Raw genomic sequence first — 15,982 nt, forward strand, 5'->3', positions numbered from 1 at the left:
AGCACCCGCAGCCGGAGAACCCCGGAGCACCGACGTTTCCCCGTTGACCCCCCGACCTCCGATGGGAGAGCGAGTCCGGACGTGAGCGCCCTGCCCGCCCCCGCCGAGCTGACCTTCCGCCCGCCGGCCGAGCCCGACCTTCCCGCCGTGCTCGACCTGCTCACCGCCTCGCTGGCGGGCGGACCCACCGGCACCCGCACCGCCGAGTTCTTCGCCTGGAAGCACCTTCGCAATCCCTTCGGCGCCAGCCCCGGGCTGGTCGCCGAGACCGCCGACGGGCGACTTGCCGGGGTCCGCCTCTTCCTGCGCTGGCGGTGGCAGGCGGGCGGAGCGGACGGCCGCCCGGTCAACGCCGTCCGCCCCGTGGACACCGCCACCCACCCGGACTTCCAGGGCCGCGGCATCTTCCGCCGGCTCACCCTGGACCTGCTCGACCAGGTCGCCGGGGACACCGAGCTGGTGTTCAACACACCCAACGGCAACAGCCTGCCCGGCTACCGGAAGATGGGCTGGCAGGAGCTGGGCCGGGTACCGATCGCGGTCCGCGCCGTACGCCCGACCGCCTTCGCCCGGGGGGCGCGCGCCGCCCTCGCCCGCCGTCCGGCCGCCGCGCCGGCCGGCCCCCCGGACTGCCGACTGCCCACCGCCCGGGCCTGGTTGGCCGACCCGGCGGTGACCGGCGTGCACGGCCCGCTGGCCGAACTGCTGCGCGAACGCGCCGCCGCCGACGCCACCGACCCCCGGCTCGCCGTCCACCGCACCCCGGAGTTCCTGCGCTGGCGGTACGGCGAGGCACCCGGCCTGGACTACCGGGTGCTCACCGTGCACCGCGGCGGGGAACTGACCGGCCTGGCCGTCGGCCGGCCCCGACGACGCGGCCCGCTGGCCGAGTTCACCCTCGCCGACCTGGTGGTCCGCCCCGGCGACCGGGACAGCGCCGTCCGGCTGCTGCGCGCCGCCGCCCGCGAGTCCGGCTGCGACCACGTCGCCACCCACCTCTCCCCCGGCACCGAGGCCGCCGACGCGGCGCTGCGGGCCGGCTACCTGCGGGCCCCGCGCACCGGGATGACCCTCGCCGCCCGCGGCCCGGGCGGCGCCACCCCGCTCACCCTGGCGGACTGGCGCTTCAGCCTCGGCGACCTGGAGGTGTTCTGATGGCGGCGCCCGGGGGACCGGGCCCGGCGGCCACCGCCCCGGCGGTGCTCCGGCGCGTCCCCCGGCCCGCCCCGGCGGTGCTCCGCCGTGTCCCCTGGCCGTCCGCCCTCGCCGCCGCGCTGGTCACCGGCTACGTCACGCTCTTCGTGCTCGCCTCGGTGCACACCTCGTACGACACCTGGGGCGCGCTGCTGATCCTCCCGGCACTGATGGCCATCGGCACCCCGCTGCTGGCGCGGATCGCGGCCGCCAACCCCGAGCGGGACGTCTTCCGGCTGCTGCTGCTGGCGATGACCGCCAAACTGCTCTGCGCCTTCCCCCGCTACCTGATGGCCTTCGTGCTGTACGGGGGCGCGGCCGACGCCAAGATGTACCACCAGAAGGGCACCGAGCTCGCCGCCTACCTGGACCAGGCCGACCTGCTCGGCGGCGTCCACTACGACCTCGGCATGAAGGTCGCCGGCACCGGCTTCGTCATCATCGTCACCGGCATCGTGTACGCGATCACCGGCCCCTCGCTGATCGGCGGCTTCCTGGTCTTCTCCTGGCTGGGCTTCTGGGGCCTGCTGCTGTTCTGGCGGGCGCTGCAGATCGCCTTCCCCGAGGCGGACACCCGCAAGTACGCCAAGCTGGTCTTCTTCCTGCCCTCGCTGCTGTTCTGGCCCTCCAGCATCGGCAAGGACGCCTGGATGATGTTCTGTCTGGGCCTCACCACCTACGGCACGGCACGGCTGCTGGACCGGCGGTTCGGCGCCTTCTTCTGCATCGCGCTGGGCTCGGTGGGCACCGCGATGGTGCGCCCGCACGTCACCGCGCTGGCCGGGGCCGGGCTGATGGTCGCGTACGTGCTGCGCCGCCGTCCGCAGCAGGCCAGCGCGCTGGGGCCGCTGCGCACCATCCTGACCGCGGTGGTGCTGGGCGCGATGGCGGTGCTGATGCTCCAGCAGGTCTCGACCTTCTTCGGCACCGACGGGACCGGCGGAGACGCCGTCAACCAGGTGCTCTCGGAGACCTCCAGACGCACCAGCCAGGGCAATTCGATGATCAACGCGACCGCGCCCGAGGACGCCGCGCCGCAGTTCAGCCTCAATCCGGCGGGGCTGCCGGTCGCGGTGATCAGCGTGCTGTTCCGGCCGTTCCCGTTCGAGGCCTCCAACATCCAGAACCTGATCCAGTCGGTGGAGTGCTTCGCGCTGCTGGTGATGTTCATCAGGGCCTGGCCCCGGCTGTCCCGGCTGCCCCGGCTGTTCGTGCAGCGCTCCTACGTGGCCTTCGCCGCCGTCTACACGCTGCTGTTCTGCTGGGCCTTCTCGACCATCAACAACATGGGCATCCTGTCCCGCGAACGGGTCCAGGTGCTGCCGCTCGCCCTGGTGCTGCTGGTCGTCCCGGCCACCACCGCGAGCCGGGGCCGCACCGCGGTCCGCCGGCCGCCACCGGTCTGGCGGGTCTCGCCCGGGCAGTGGGGCGCCCGGCGGACGCCCGAGCCGCCGGGGCCACCGGCGGCACCGTCCGTGCCCGCGGCGGCGGCACCGCCCGTCCGGCTCACCGTCCCGCCGTCGTCCACCGCCTCACCCTCGTCCACCGTGTCACCGTCGTCCACCGCTCCACCGTCGTCCATCGTGTCACCGTCACCGTCAACGTCCCAGGGGGGATCGACCGCGCCATGACCACCGACACCCTTGCCCTGCCCGCCGCCCTCGGCGGCACTCCCGCCTTCCCCGACGGGCTGCCGCTCACCCGGGTCCAGGTGCCCGACCGCGCCGCGCTGCTGGAGCGGCTCGGCACCGTGCTCGACAGCGGACAGCTCACCAACGGGCGCACCGTCGCCGAACTCGAGGAGGCCGCGGCCGCGCTGCTGGAGGTGCCGCACGTGGTGGCGGTCTCCAACTGCACGACCGGACTGATGCTGGTGCTCCAGGCCGCCGAGGTGGACGGCGGGCGCGCGGTGGTGATGCCCGGCTTCACCTTCTCCGCCACCGCGCACGCCGCGCACTGGGCCGGTGGCACCCCGGTGTTCGCCGAGGCCCGCGAGCGGGACATCACCCTCGACCCGGAGGACGCCGCCGCCCGGCTGGCCGCCGCCGACCGCCCGGCCGCGCTCATGGCCACCCACGTCTACGGCACGCCCTGCCAGGTCGAGCGCCTCCAGGAGGTCGCCGACGCCGCCGGGGTGCCGCTGGTCTACGACTCGGCGCACGGCTTCGGCAGCCGTCGCAAGGGCGTGCCGGTCGGCAACTTCGGCTACGCCGAGGTGTTCTCGATGAGCCCCACCAAGGTCGCGGTGGCCGGCGAGGGCGGCCTGGTCGCCACCCGGGACGCCGCGCTCGCCCGGCGGCTGCGCACCGCCCGCGACTACGGCAACCCCGGCGACTACGACACGCTGTTCCCCGGCCTGAACGCCCGGATGAGCGAGCTGCACGCCGCCGTCGGCCTCAACTGGCTGGCCGGACTGCCCGAGCGGGTGGCCCACCGGGGCGCGCTGGTGGCCGAGTTCGCCGCCGTCACGGCCGGGCTCCCGGGGCTGCGGCTGGCCCTGCCGGAGGAGGGCGACACCTCCACCTTCAAGGACCTCACGCTCGTCCTGGACGCCGCCGCGTTCGGCCTCGACCCGCGCGGGCTCGCCGACGCCCTGCGGGCGGAGGGGATCGACTCGCGCCGCTACTTCCACCCGCCGGTGCAGCGCCAGCGGGCCTACGCCCACCTCGGCCAGGCCGAGGCGCTGCCGCTCACCGACCGGCTCGCCGACTCGGTGCTGACCGTGCCGCTGTGGTCCCAGATGGACGCGCCGACGGTCCGCCGGATCGCCGAGGCGGTGGCCCGGATCCAGCCGTACGCGGAGCGTCTGCGCTCCGCCTGATCCGACCGCGCCGGGCCGCGTCCCCGTTACGCGGATCGGGTGAACGCGGCTGGACCGCGGGGACCCCCGGTCGGCAGGATGTCCGGCCGGGGCCCGTGGTCCCGTCCCACCTCTCCCCGTACGGATTTGGAGTTCCCGGTGCTCAAGGGATTCCGCAGCTTCCTGCTGCGTGGAAACGTCGTCGACCTCGCGGTCGGCATCGTGATCGGCGCGGCCTTCACGGCCGTGGTCACCGGGTTCGTGACCGCCTTCCTCACCCCGCTGATCGGGGTCGCGACCGGCGCGGTCGGCGACTTCACCCTGAAGACCTTCGACGTGGCCGGCACCCGGTTCCCGTACGGCGTCTTCGTCAACGCGCTGATCAGCTTCCTGCTGGTCGCCGCGGTGATCTACTTCATCGTGGTGGTGCCGGTCGGCAAGCTGCAGGCGCGGCTCGACGGCGACAAGCCGGCGCCGGTCGCCAAGGCGGACTGCCCGGAGTGCCTGAGCAGGATCCCGGTCGCGGCGGTGCGCTGCTCGTTCTGCACCTCCGAGGTGGCCGGACTGCCGGGCTTCCCCGCCCAGAACGGCGGCACGCCCCGCCCGGCCGAGGTGCGCTGAGCGGACGCGGCGCCGCTGCACCGGGACGCGGCGCACGGCCCGGTGGCCGCTCGGTGGCCACCGGGCGGCCGTCCGGCGTCGGGCGGGCGGCAGGCCGGGGGCGGACCGGCGGCAAGTCGGGGGCGTTCCAGCGGGGTTCGGCCTCCCCGGCCGGCCGGGAGCGGCCCGGGTCCGGCCCGTCCGGGGCCCGGACGGGCCCCGCGAACTGCCCGGACGGACCCCGCGAATGCTCTGACGGGGACTTTATCCCCGAAACATTCACGAGCCCCCGCCACACCGTCGGCGGGGGCTCGAATGCGCCGGTACACGCCCTGCCCGCAGAAGTTTCTTCGACAGTCCCCGAACCGTCCACCGCCCCGTCACCGCACGGGGCTTCGACGGGCGCGTGCGGGCCCCGTTCGAGCCCCCGGAGCGGGCACGGAGTGGCCTGAAGTCATCGCCAATTTGTCCGTTCTTACTACTTTCGAAACCTTTGTTCGAGCGAAGCTTGTGTAAACACTCGAACTGCTCCGCCTCCCAGTCTCCTCAGTAGGCTCGTTGTGGGCTTACCGTATGCCCCATGACCTCGCCCCGCTCCTACGACGGAGTCGGCTACCCCTCTCCGTCCTTCTCCTCCGGCACGCCCATCTACGACAGCCTCGTCGCAGAGCGCGGTGTCCCGCAGATCGCGCCCATCAACGTGCCGGCCGCCCTGCCGCCGGCCCTGTCGACCGGTTACGGATCCGGCCTCCCCGGCCAGTCCTACGAGAACCGGTACGGCTCCGGGTACGACAGTCCCGGTGGCAACCTCCCCGCCCTGCCGCCGGCCCGCCTCGCCCTGGGCCCCGGCCCGAGCAGCGCCCCCTCCGGTCCGGCCACCACGTACATCCCGGCGCAGCCCGCCCCCGCGTACGCCGCCGCGCCCCAGCCGGCGGTCCCCGGGTACGGCGCTCCGCAGCCCTATCTGCCGGGCCAGCGCCCGCAGGTTCCGACGCCGGGCTTCACCCAGGCCTCCACCGGCGGGTACCAGCCCTCCGGCGGCCAGAGCTTCGGTGGCCAGAACACCTTCGTCGGCGGCAACGGCGGACAGCAGACCTTCGGCGCCCAGCCGGCCGGTCCGCACGGCACGGCCGGCCAGCCCCAGGGCGGCCCGCAGTCCTTCGGCGGCCAGCAGTCGTTCGGCGGCCCGCAGGGCTTCGGCGGCCAGGGCGGCCACCAGGGCGGCTTCGGCGGCTCGGCCGACCAGTCCTTCGGCGGCGCCCAGCTGCGTCCGGCCGTCACCCCGGTCGCCCCGGTCCGCCCGATGCAGCCGCAGCGGCCCGGCCCGTACGGCGAGCACGGCCAGTACCAGCAGGGCTACCAGCCGCAGGCACAGGGCTACTGACACCGCCCGGTCCGGACCCCCACCCGGCCCGGACCCGCACCACCTGAGCACCACCCGGCGCGCACCGAACGACGCCGGGCGTACGGAGAAACGGGTCATCCACGGACCGCCCGGAACGCCGCCCCACACCGGCGTTCCGGGCGGTCCGTGCGCGTTCGGGCAACGTGTCGGGGCAGCGTGTCGGACAACCTCCCGGGGCAACGTCCCGGGGCAACGTCCGAAGCAACGAGCCGGGGCACGTGCCGCCGCAGCACCGGGGACTCACCCGCGGCCGGTCCCGGCGGTGCTGGCAGGATGGAGACATGCAGCTCACCGGACTCCACGTCTACCCCGTCAAGTCCATGTACCGCCTGAGCCCCGAGAGCGCTCCCGTCGAACCGTGGGGTCTGGCCGGCGACCGCCGCTGGATGCTCGCCGACGCCACCGGCCGTTTCGTCAGCCAGCGCGAGAACCCGGCCCTCGGCCAGGTCCGCACCGGGCTCACCCCCGCCGGCGCCCTCGTCCTCACCACTCCCGGCGGCTCCCGCGCCGAGATCCCCGCCCCCTCGGTCGCGCTCGGTGACCAGCTCGCCGACGTCGAGGTCTGGGGCACCCGCTTCCACGCCGCCGAGGCCGAGAAGGAGGCCCAGCTGTGGATCGCCGAGCAGCTCGGCGACTACCGGCTGGTGCACCTGGACGACCCGCGCGCCCGGCCCGTCGATCCGGGCTTCTCCTCCCCGGGCGACACGGTCTCGATGGCCGACGGCTTCCCGCTGCTGCTCGCCACCACCGCCTCGCTGGCCGAGCTCAACCGGCTGATCGCCGAGGCGCACCCGGACGGCCACGAGACCCTGCCGATGGAGCGGTTCCGCCCCAATGCGGTGGTCTCCGGCAGCGACGCCTGGGCCGAGGACGGCTGGCGCCGGATCCGGATCGGCGAGCTGACCTTCCGGGTGGTCAAGCCCTGCGGGCGCTGCGTGGTGACCACCACCGACCAGGAGAGCGGCGAGCGGCGCGGCCCGGAGCCGCTGCGCACCCTGGCCAAGCACCACCGGCTGCTGAAGAAGGCCGCCTTCGGGCAGAACCTGATCCCGGAGCGCCCGGCGGGCGTCGAGGGCGATGTGCTGGGCACGCTGCGGCTCGGTGACGAGGTCGAGGTCCTGGAGGACGGCATGGTCTGGCCGTCCGACCGGCTGGTCTGAGCGGCCGGTCCGCCGCGGGCGCCCTCACCGGAAGGTGCCGGGGCGCTCCCGGCGCACGGTGCGGGCGCCCACGCGCCGGTGGCCGCGCGCGTTCTCCGCGCCCGGGGCTCCCGGCCGGCCCCGCAACCGCCGCCCGCCCACCGCGGCCCCCGTCGCCGCCGCGGCCGGTTCCGCACCCGCGTCCCGGAACCGGAACTGTGCGCACTCGTTGAAGCATGTGGTGAACCCGCGACCGCGCCCGGCCCCGCCCGTCACCGAGCGGTACCGAACGGCGGGAGCATCCGCGCGGGCGCGCTACGGTGGGCGGACGACCCGCGCACCCCGTGCGCCGCGTCCGGGCGAACGGGCCCGCGTGCGTCCGGTCCGCAGATCGCCGGCTCGATGAAGGTGGGGACAACAAACCGTCATGGCTGAGCACAGGGTCCGGGTCACCCAGGACAGCGCATCCCGCTGGCGGCGGCGCGCCGGCGAGTACGACACGCTCACCGAGGCCCTGGCGGCCGCCGAACCCGGCGACACGGTGACGGTGCGGCCGGGGACCTTCCGGGAGAACGTGGTCGTGGACAAGGTGGTCACGATCGTCCCCGCCCAGGGCCCCGGCACCGTCCGGATCGACCCTCCCGGGGGCGTCCCGCTCACCGTGACGGCCTCGGCCGCCGTCCTGGACCTGGTGATCGAGGGCAGCGACCGGTCCTCCCCCGCCGTGCTGGTGTCCGGTGCGGACGCGGCCCCCTCCTTCACCGGCTGCCGGGTCGAGACCCGCTCCGCCGCCGGGTTCGAGGTCACCGACGGCGCGCGGCCGACCCTCAAGGGCTGTGCGGTCTCCAACCCGGACGGGCTCGGACTGCGGCTCCGCGGCCCGGGCACCGCGGCGGCGTTCGAGGACTGCGAGGTCTCCGCCGCCGGTCAGGCCGGACTCGCCGTGCTCGGCGGCGCGACCGCCGCGCTGGAGCGCTGCCGGGTGCACCACGCGAGCGGCGCCGGTGTCCTGCTCTCCGACCCGGGCAGCGCCGCCGAGTTGACCGGCTGCGAGATCTACGAGATCCGCGGCAGCGGGGTGCAGGCCGAGGACCGGGCCCGCGGGCGGCTGGTCGACTGCGACATCCACCGGGTCACCGGCAACGGCCTCACGCTCGACGGCGAGGCCGAGCTCGTGCTGACCGGCTGCCGGGTGCACGACCTGCCGGAGAACGCGGCCGACCTTCGCGGCCGGGCCCGGCTCAGCCTCGCCCACTCCACGGTGCGGGACTTCGGGCGCGGCGCGCTCTCGGTCTGGGACCAGGGCACCGAGGCGAGCGCCGAGTCCTGCGAGATCCACGGCTCCAACGGCGAGTACCCGGCGCTGTGGGTCAGCGACGGCGCCCGGCTCACCCTCACCGACTGCGCCCTGCACGACCTGCCGGACGCCCTGTTCGTACTGGACCGCGACTCCGCCGCCGTCGCCGAGGGCTGCTCGTTCAGCCGGATCCGCAGCTCGGCGGTGTCGGTCAGCGGCGGCGCCACGGTGACGCTCAGCGGCTGCCGGGTGCAGGAGGCGGGCACCGGGCTGTGGTTCCGCGACCACGGCAGCGGCGGCGTGCTGACCAAGTGCGAGATCTCCGACGTGGCGACCGGGGTGATCGTCACCAAGGGCGCCGACCCGGTGTTCCGGGACTGCACCGTCAGGGCCGGCTCCGACGCCGGGGTCTACGTCTCCGCCCAGGGCCGGGGCACCTTCGAGGACTGCCGGGTCTCGCACGGCAAGGGCTTCGGCTTCCACATCATCGACGGCTGCCGCACGGTGCTGACGCGGTGCCGGGCCGAGCAGAACGAGCGGGCCGGTTTCGAGTTCTCCGAGCCCGGCCCGGTGGTGGAGGGCTGCACCTCGGACGATGTCGCGGCGCTGCCGTCGACGGCCGCCGAGATCCCCGGACCGCGCGCCCAACTCGCCGCCTCCACAGGCTCCCTGGCCTCTGCCGCACCCGCTGTGATCGGGCCGATCCCGGACTGCCGGCCTGCCGACGAGGCCCTGGCCGAACTCGACGGACTGGTCGGCCTGGCCACCGTCAAGCAGGAGGTCCGGACCCTGATCGACCTCATCTCGGTCGGTCGGCGGCGTCGGCAGGCCGGGCTCAAGGCCCCCTCGCTCCGCCGCCACCTGGTCTTCACCGGCGCCCCCGGCACCGGCAAGACCACGGTGGCCCGGCTCTACGGCGAGATCCTCGCCTCGCTCGGGGTGCTCCAGCGCGGGCACCTGGTCGAGGTGGCCCGGGTGGACCTGGTCGGCGAGCACATCGGCTCCACCGCGATCCGCACCGCCGCCGCCTTCGACCGGGCCCGCGGCGGCGTGCTCTTCATCGACGAGGCGTACGCGCTCGCCCCCGAGGACGGCGCCCGCGACTTCGGCCGGGAGGCGATCGACACCCTGGTGAAGCTGATGGAGGACCACCGGGACGAGGTGGTGGTCATCGTGGCCGGCTACACCGCCGAGATGGAGCGGTTCCTGTCGGCCAACCCCGGCGTCTCCTCCCGGTTCTCCCGGACCGTCACCTTCCCCGACTACACCGCCGAGGAGCTGCTGGAGATCGCCCGCGCCCAGTGCGCGGAGCACGAGTACGCGCTGGCCGACGCCACCGAGCTGGCGCTGCTGGAGCACTTCGCCGGCATCGAGCGCGGTCCCGCCTTCGGCAACGGCCGGACCGCCCGCCAGGTCTTCGAGACCATGGTGGAGCGGCACGCGATGCGGGTGGCGCAGCTCGACGACCCGTCCACGGAGGACCTCCAGCTGCTCGTCCCCACCGACCTTCCGGCGCCCCGACTGCCGTAGCCCGGGCCGACCGGGGGCGGCCCCGCCACGGCGGCGGGGCGCCGACCCCGGAGCGGGCGGCCCGTCGGCCCGTCGGCTCGGCGCCCTGTCGGCCCGCCAGTCCGTCGGCCCGCCAGTCCGTCAGTCCGTCAGTCCGTCAGTCCGTCCAGGCTCCGCCGGCCAGGAAGGACTCCAGCCCGGACAGGTAGGGCGCGATGTCGATCCGCTCCCCCGCCAGCCACTCGTCCGCGTAGTACTTGTCGAGGTAGCGGTCGCCCGGGTCGCAGAGCAGGGTGACCACGCTCCCGCGTTCCCCGGCCGCCCGCATCTCGGCGACGATCCGCAGCGCGCTCCACAGCCCGGTCCCGGTGGACGCGCCCGCCTTCCGGCCGAGCACCCCGTCCAGCACCCGGACGGCGGCGATCGAGGCGGCGTCCGGGACCTTCATCATCCGGTCGATCGCCCCGGGGACGAAGCTCGGCTCCATCCGGGGGCGGCCGATCCCCTCGATCCGCGAACCCCGGTCGCACACGGCGTCCGGGTCCTCCCGCACCCAGCCGTCGAAGAAACAGGAGTTCTCCGGGTCCGCGACACAGATCCGGGTGTCGTACTGCATGTAGTGGACGTAGCGGGCGATGGTCGCCGAGGTGCCGCCGGTGCCGGCGGTGGCCACGATCCAGGTGGGCTCGGGGTGCGGCTCCAGGCGCAGCTGGGCGAAGACCGACTCGGCGATGTTGTTGTTGCCGCGCCAGTCGGTGGCGCGCTCGGCGTAGGTGAACTGGTCCATGTAGTGACCGCCGGTCTTCTCGGCGAGCTCGGCCGAGGCCGCGTACACCTCGTCGGGCCGGTCCACCAGGTGGCACTCGCCGCCGTGGAACTCGATCAGGTCGATCTTGGCCTGGCTGGTGGACTTGGCCATCACCGCGATGAACGGCACCCCGATCAGCTGGGCGAAGTAGGCCTCGGAGACGGCGGTGGAGCCGCTGGACGCCTCGATGACCGGCTTGCCGGGGCGGATCCAGCCGTTGCAGAGGCCGTAGAGGAAGAGCGAGCGCGCCAGCCGGTGCTTGAGCGAGCCGGTGGGGTGGGTGGACTCGTCCTTGAGGTAGAGGTCGATGCCCCACTCGGCGGGCAGCGGGAAGCGCAGCAGGTGGGTGTCGGCCGAGCGGTTGGCGTCCGCGTGGACCTTGCGGACCGCCTCCTTGAGCCAACTCCGGTACTCCGGGTCGGTGCGGTCGACGTCGACGATCGGTTCGGTCCCCACGGCCTGCCACTCTCCTCGTGCGAGTTCTTCGAAGCCCCCCTCCGATGCGCTCACTACGAGTGTACGAGTGTCACGATAAGTGACATTATGTGAAGCTCCAGGCTCCGCTTATCGACCACCGGGACCCACGGCTCCCCGCTGCGCGGCTACCCCACCTGCACCGACTGCGGATCGGCCAGGTACGGGCGCCAGCCGAGTTCCGCCGCCCCGGCCAGCGCGCTGTGCGCCAGCTCGGCACCGACGATCGGCACCCGGCCGCTGCGCCCCCAGAGGCTGCGGTCGGCCACCACCGCCCGCAGCCGGTCCGGCGCGGCCTCCAGGAGGTCGCGGTGCAGCCCGCTGAGCACCACCCGGTCCGGGTTGAGGATGTTGACGACCCCGGCCAGCCCGAGGCCCAGCCGGTCGATGACGTGCTCCACGGCCGCCCGGGCCCGCTCGTCGACGGCGGCGGCCCGGCAGAGCTCACCGGCCTGGTCGAGCAGCCGTCGTGCCGGGTCCGGCGTCAGACCGGCGGCGGCGAACAGCGCGTCCGGGTCGGTCTCGGAGTTGAGGCAGCCCCGGTTGCCGCACTGGCAGGGCCGGCCCTGCGGATCGACGGTCAGATGGCCGACCTCCAGGGCCAGCCCGGCGCTGCCGGTGTGCAGCCGCCCGTCGATGACCAGCGCGCCACCGACCCCGCGGTGGCCGGAGGTGACCAGCAGCAGGTGCCGGGCTCCCCGTCCGGCACCGTGCCGGTACTCGGCGAGGGCGGCCAGGTTGGCGTCGTTGGCGATGGAGGTGGGCAGCGGGTCGAACGCCTTCGGACCGTGCTCGGCGCGCCCCACCTCGACGTCGTACAGGTCGGCCACGGGAGTGCCGCTGGGCCAGGCGAAGTGCAGTGCGGCCAGTGCCGTGCCGTCCGGTTCGGTGACCGGGTTCGGCAGGGCGAGCGCCGCGCCGAGGCAGCGGCGGTCGGTGGCGCGGGCGAGTTCGGCGCCCGCCTGGGCCACCGCGCGCAGCATCCGCACCGGGTCGGTGGCGGCGGGCAGCGGCAGGTGGACCGGCGGGTCGAGCAGCCCGCCGAGGCCGGCCAGGGTGACGCTCAGACCGTCGGCGTGGATCTGCCCGGCGACGACCACCGGGCCCGCGGGGTCGATGGCGAGCCGGTGCGAGGGGCGGCCGCGGCCGCCGCCGGCCGGGCGGGAGTCGACCGTGATCAGCCCGAGTGCCTCCAGTTCGGCGGTGACGGCGCCGGCGGTGGCCCGGGTGACGTCGAGCGCGCGGGTGAGGGCCGAGCGGGTCGGGGTCTGGCCGGTGTGGATCAGCTGGAGCGCCGGACCGAGCAGCGTCCGGCCGCGGTCGGGGGCCGCGCGGCGGTGGGCGTCGCGCTGCGCGTCGAGTTCGGCCCCGGTCCCGGGCTTCGGACTTGAAGGTGAGAGCTGCACGTCCCTATTCTTACTTTGTGCCGCTCCGAAACAAAATTCGTCCCCATGCCCCCGCCGACCGGCCGTCCCCCCAGTCTCGCAGCATCGCCGCCCGATCCCGCACCCTCCCCGCGTCCCTCCTCCCCTCCTGGGGCGGCGCCCGGCTCGCCCTGACCGCCTTCTTCGCCGTCGACGGCCTGCTCTTCGCCGCCTGGGTCGTCCGGATCCCCGACATCCGCAACCAGGTCGGCGCCTCGCACGGGGCGCTCGGCCTCGCCCTGCTCTGCGTGTCGGCGGGCGCCGTGGCCACCATGCCGGTCGTCGGCCGGCTCTGCCTGCGGTACGGCTCCCGGCCGGTCACCGTCGCCTCGCTCGCCCTGCTCGCGGTCGCCGTCCCGCTGCCCGCGCACACCCACTCGGTGCCCGCGCTCGGCGGCGTCCTGCTGCTCTTCGGCGCCGGCTACGGCGGGGCGAACGTCGCCATGAACAGCGCCGCCGTCGAGATCGTGAGCGAGCTCGGCCGCCCCGTCATGCCCAGCTTCCACGCCGGGTACAGCCTCGGCGGCCTGCTCGGCGCCGGGGCGGGCGGCCTGCTCGCCGGCACCCTGACGGCCGCCCAGTGGCTGGCGATCGCCGGACTGCTCGGCCTCGCGGTCACCGCGTTCGCGGGCGCCGCCCTGCTCCGCAGCCCCGCGGCGCGACCGGTCGGCGCCCCGTCCTCCTCCACGTCCGCCGCCCCGTCCTCCTCCACGTCCCCCTCCGGCGGCACCGCCGCCGGCGCCGGCCGCCTGCTGGTCCTGCTGCTCGGCCTCACCGCGCTCTGCACCGCGTACGGCGAGGGCGCCGTGGCCGACTGGACCACCGTGCACCTGACCGACGACGTCCACGCCGGCGCCCAGGTGGCCGCCGCCGGTTACGTCGCCTACGCGCTCGCCATGACCACCGGGCGGATCGGCGGCACCTGGCTGTCCGTGCGGCTCGGCCAGCACCGGGTGATGCTGCTCGGCGGGTTCACCGCGGCCGCCGGCATGCTGCTGGCCGCGCTCGCCCCGCTGGTCCCGCTCGCCCTCGCCGGGTTCGTCCTGGTCGGGCTCGGGCTGGCCAACCTCTTCCCGCTCGCCATCGCCCGGGCCGGTGCCGCCGGCGGCCCCCGGGGCGTCGCCCTCGCCTCCACCCTCGGCTACGGCGGCATGCTGATCGGCCCGCCGGTGATCGGCTTCCTGGCCGACGCGACCAGCCTGCCGCTCGCCCTCACCACCGTGGCGGGCGCGGCCACCGTCGCCGCCCTCCTCCCACTGGCCGTCCGGCGGCACTGACCCGCCCGGCGGCACTGACCGCCCGGCGGGCGCCGGACGCTTCCCCTCCCCCGCGGCTGCGGCCCCGTGCGAGGATCGCGCCATGACGAACAGCACCGGACCGGTCCAGCTCCTCCGCGCCGCCGATCGCCCGGCCACCGCCTGGCGCAACGGCGGCGGGGTGACCAGGGAGGTCGCCGGGTACCCGGCGGGTTCGGGGCTGGACGACTTCCGGTGGCGGGTCAGCCTCGCCGACGTCGGGTCGGCCGGACCGTTCTCCGCCTTCCCCGGCGTGGACCGGGTGATCACCCTGGTCGAGGGCCCGGGGATGGCCCTGACCGTGGACGGCACCGAGCACGTCGTCGACGCGCCGTTCCGCCCGTTCGCCTTCTCCGGCGACGCGGCCACCGACTGCCGGCTGCTCGGCGGCCCGCTGGTCGACTTCAACGTGATGACCCGGCGCGGCCGGGCCACCGCCGAGGTGACCCTCGCGGACGAGGCCCGGACGGTGGAGGTCCCGACCGGGGCCACCGTCCTGCTGGTCTGTCTCTCCGGCACCGCGACCCTCGACGCCGGCACCACCCTCGCCCGCTACGACGCCGCGCACCTCACCGCCCCCGCGACCCACACCCTCCGCCCCACCGGGACCACCGCCGTGCTCGTCCTGCGCACGGCCGTCGACTGACCGGGCCCGGCACGCCGCCTCACTCCTCGCCCTCGCCCTCGTCCTCGTCCTCGCCCTCGCCCTCGCCCTCGCCCTCGCTCTCCTCCGCCCCGAGGCCGAGAAGCGCGAGCACCCGCTCCACCGCCTGCTCGTCGGCCCCCTCGATCTCCGTGTCGCCCTCCACCCGCAGATCGAGATGGGCGAACCGGGGGGCCAGCCCGGCCAGGACCTCCAGCGGCTCCCGCTCCGCGTCGGTGTCCTCGATCACCAGCTCCCGCACGGTCAGGCTCGCCAACTGCGGCAGCAGCGGGCTCTCGGCGAGGACGAGGAAGTCGCCGGCCTCCTCGGGCTCGAAGACCGCCGCGCCCAGGTCGAGGTGCCTCAACCGGGGGTACCCGGCCGGGTCGAGCTCCGCCAGCTGCGCATTGCCGGAGACCGTGCCGTGCACGTCGTGGTCGATCTCCACCTCCAGCGTGACCAGACCCGGCGTGGACGTCCCGAACAGGGAGCCGTCCGAGAAGACCGCGCCCCTGGTCCGGAGGTGCGTCAGCCCGTCGTGCACCACGTTGTCGAGCAGGAAGGCCCCTTCGAGCTCCAGAGCGCGCAGGGCGGGAAGCGCGGGCCACAGCGCCCGGCCCACCTCGGGCGGGACCACCGGGTGGTGCAGGTACCGCTCGACCTCCAGCGGGTTGCCCGTCGAGGTCCGGTGCAGCTCGAAGAGCGTGTCGAAGTCGTGCCCGAGATACAGCTCCGCGAGCCGGGGACGCTGCCGCGCGGCGAGCGCGGCGGCCGCCGTCCCGGCGGAATGGTGATGGTCCGTCAGGTGGAGCTCCAGTGTGCGCAGCCGCCCGGAGGCGGGGTGGCACAGCAACGCGTCGACCAGCACGGCCTCCCACTGCTCCGGATCGTCCGGGTCGTGGGCGCCGGTGTGCGGCAGCTCCGCCAGGAGCCGTGCCACCAGCGCCCGGCGCCCCGCCGCGGTCTCCGGCGCCGGCCGGAACACGGCCGTGTCGAGGAAACCGCGGAACCAGCCGAGGCGCCACGATCCGTCGGCCCGCAGCCCGTCCAGCCCGCAGTCGCGCTCCACCCGCCGGTACAGCGCGGCGAGCTGCGCGTCGTCGCCCGCCGCCCCGGAGTGCTCCAGCCGGATCGCCTCCCCCCGCGGATCACCCGCCGCGTCGAGCGCCTCCGCGTGGGCGAGCCAGTCCGCCCACGCGTCCGTCACCGGCACCGGTACCTCGTCGACCCAGCCCATGCCACTCTCCTGTCCTCGGGTGAGCGGCAGTATCCCGGCCACCACCGACACCCGGCGCACCGGGCGGCCGGACGGGCCGACGGACGGGCGGACGGACGGGCGGACGGGCGGACGGGCGGACGGACGGACGGACGGGCGGACGGGCGGACGGACGGAC

Annotated in this window: 12 protein-coding genes; 9 read left to right on the top strand and 3 right to left on the bottom strand. The window is 75.1% G+C overall.

Features of this window, described 5'->3' with window-relative positions; translation table 11 throughout:
* Positions 1–81 precede the first annotated feature (81 nt).
* From BLU95_RS08110 to BLU95_RS08140, 7 genes are all read left to right on the top strand, one after another.
* Complete coding sequence (locus BLU95_RS08110) at positions 82–1,155, top strand: GNAT family N-acetyltransferase (RefSeq protein ID WP_231978405.1); 1,074 nt, start codon at positions 82–84, stop codon at positions 1,153–1,155.
* Positions 1,155–2,825: a hypothetical protein gene (locus BLU95_RS08115; protein WP_093859393.1), complete on the top strand. Its 1,671-nt coding sequence runs from the start codon at positions 1,155–1,157 to the stop codon at positions 2,823–2,825. Before BLU95_RS08110 ends, BLU95_RS08115 begins: the two co-directional genes overlap by 1 nt.
* Positions 2,822–4,015 (top strand): DegT/DnrJ/EryC1/StrS family aminotransferase, encoded by a 1,194-nt coding sequence (locus tag BLU95_RS08120; RefSeq protein ID WP_093864719.1) that lies wholly within the window; start codon positions 2,822–2,824, stop codon positions 4,013–4,015. Before BLU95_RS08115 ends, BLU95_RS08120 begins: the two co-directional genes overlap by 4 nt.
* A gap of 138 nt (positions 4,016–4,153) precedes the next feature.
* A complete protein-coding gene (gene mscL / locus BLU95_RS08125; RefSeq protein WP_093864720.1) occupies positions 4,154–4,615 on the top strand; it encodes a large conductance mechanosensitive channel protein MscL in 462 nt (153 codons plus the stop codon).
* A gap of 559 nt (positions 4,616–5,174) precedes the next feature.
* Positions 5,175–5,978: a DUF6643 family protein gene (locus BLU95_RS45810; RefSeq protein ID WP_400754311.1), complete on the top strand. Its 804-nt coding sequence runs from the start codon at positions 5,175–5,177 to the stop codon at positions 5,976–5,978.
* A 302-nt stretch (positions 5,979–6,280) separates the two neighbouring features.
* Entirely contained in the window at positions 6,281–7,159 is an 879-nt protein-coding gene (locus BLU95_RS08135; RefSeq protein ID WP_093859394.1) for an MOSC domain-containing protein, read from the top strand.
* Between the two features lie 406 nt (positions 7,160–7,565).
* Positions 7,566–9,965: a right-handed parallel beta-helix repeat-containing protein gene (locus BLU95_RS08140; RefSeq protein WP_093859395.1), complete on the top strand. Its 2,400-nt coding sequence runs from the start codon at positions 7,566–7,568 to the stop codon at positions 9,963–9,965.
* Between the two features lie 136 nt (positions 9,966–10,101).
* On the opposite strand, the gene BLU95_RS08145 is transcribed toward BLU95_RS08140, so the two are convergent.
* A complete protein-coding gene (locus tag BLU95_RS08145) occupies positions 10,102–11,208 on the bottom strand; it encodes a PLP-dependent cysteine synthase family protein (protein ID WP_093859396.1) in 1,107 nt (368 codons plus the stop codon).
* Positions 11,209–11,354: 146 nt separating this feature from the next.
* On the bottom strand, positions 11,355–12,533 hold the full coding sequence (locus BLU95_RS08150; protein ID WP_231978700.1) for an ROK family protein: 1,179 nt from the start codon (positions 12,531–12,533) through the stop codon (positions 11,355–11,357).
* 116 nt (positions 12,534–12,649) lie between these two features.
* Between BLU95_RS08150 and BLU95_RS08155 the strand changes: the two genes are divergently transcribed.
* Entirely contained in the window at positions 12,650–13,927 is a 1,278-nt protein-coding gene (locus BLU95_RS08155; protein WP_502689815.1) for an MFS transporter, read from the top strand.
* An 82-nt stretch (positions 13,928–14,009) separates the two neighbouring features.
* A complete protein-coding gene (locus BLU95_RS08160) occupies positions 14,010–14,591 on the top strand; it encodes a HutD/Ves family protein (protein ID WP_093859398.1) in 582 nt (193 codons plus the stop codon).
* Between the two features lie 19 nt (positions 14,592–14,610).
* On the opposite strand, the gene BLU95_RS42185 is transcribed toward BLU95_RS08160, so the two are convergent.
* Positions 14,611–15,825: a hypothetical protein gene (locus BLU95_RS42185; protein WP_093859399.1), complete on the bottom strand. Its 1,215-nt coding sequence runs from the start codon at positions 15,823–15,825 to the stop codon at positions 14,611–14,613.
* Positions 15,826–15,982 lie beyond the last annotated feature (157 nt).

This window comes from Streptomyces sp. TLI_053, assembly GCF_900105395.1.
GTDB lineage: Bacteria > Actinomycetota > Actinomycetes > Streptomycetales > Streptomycetaceae > Kitasatospora.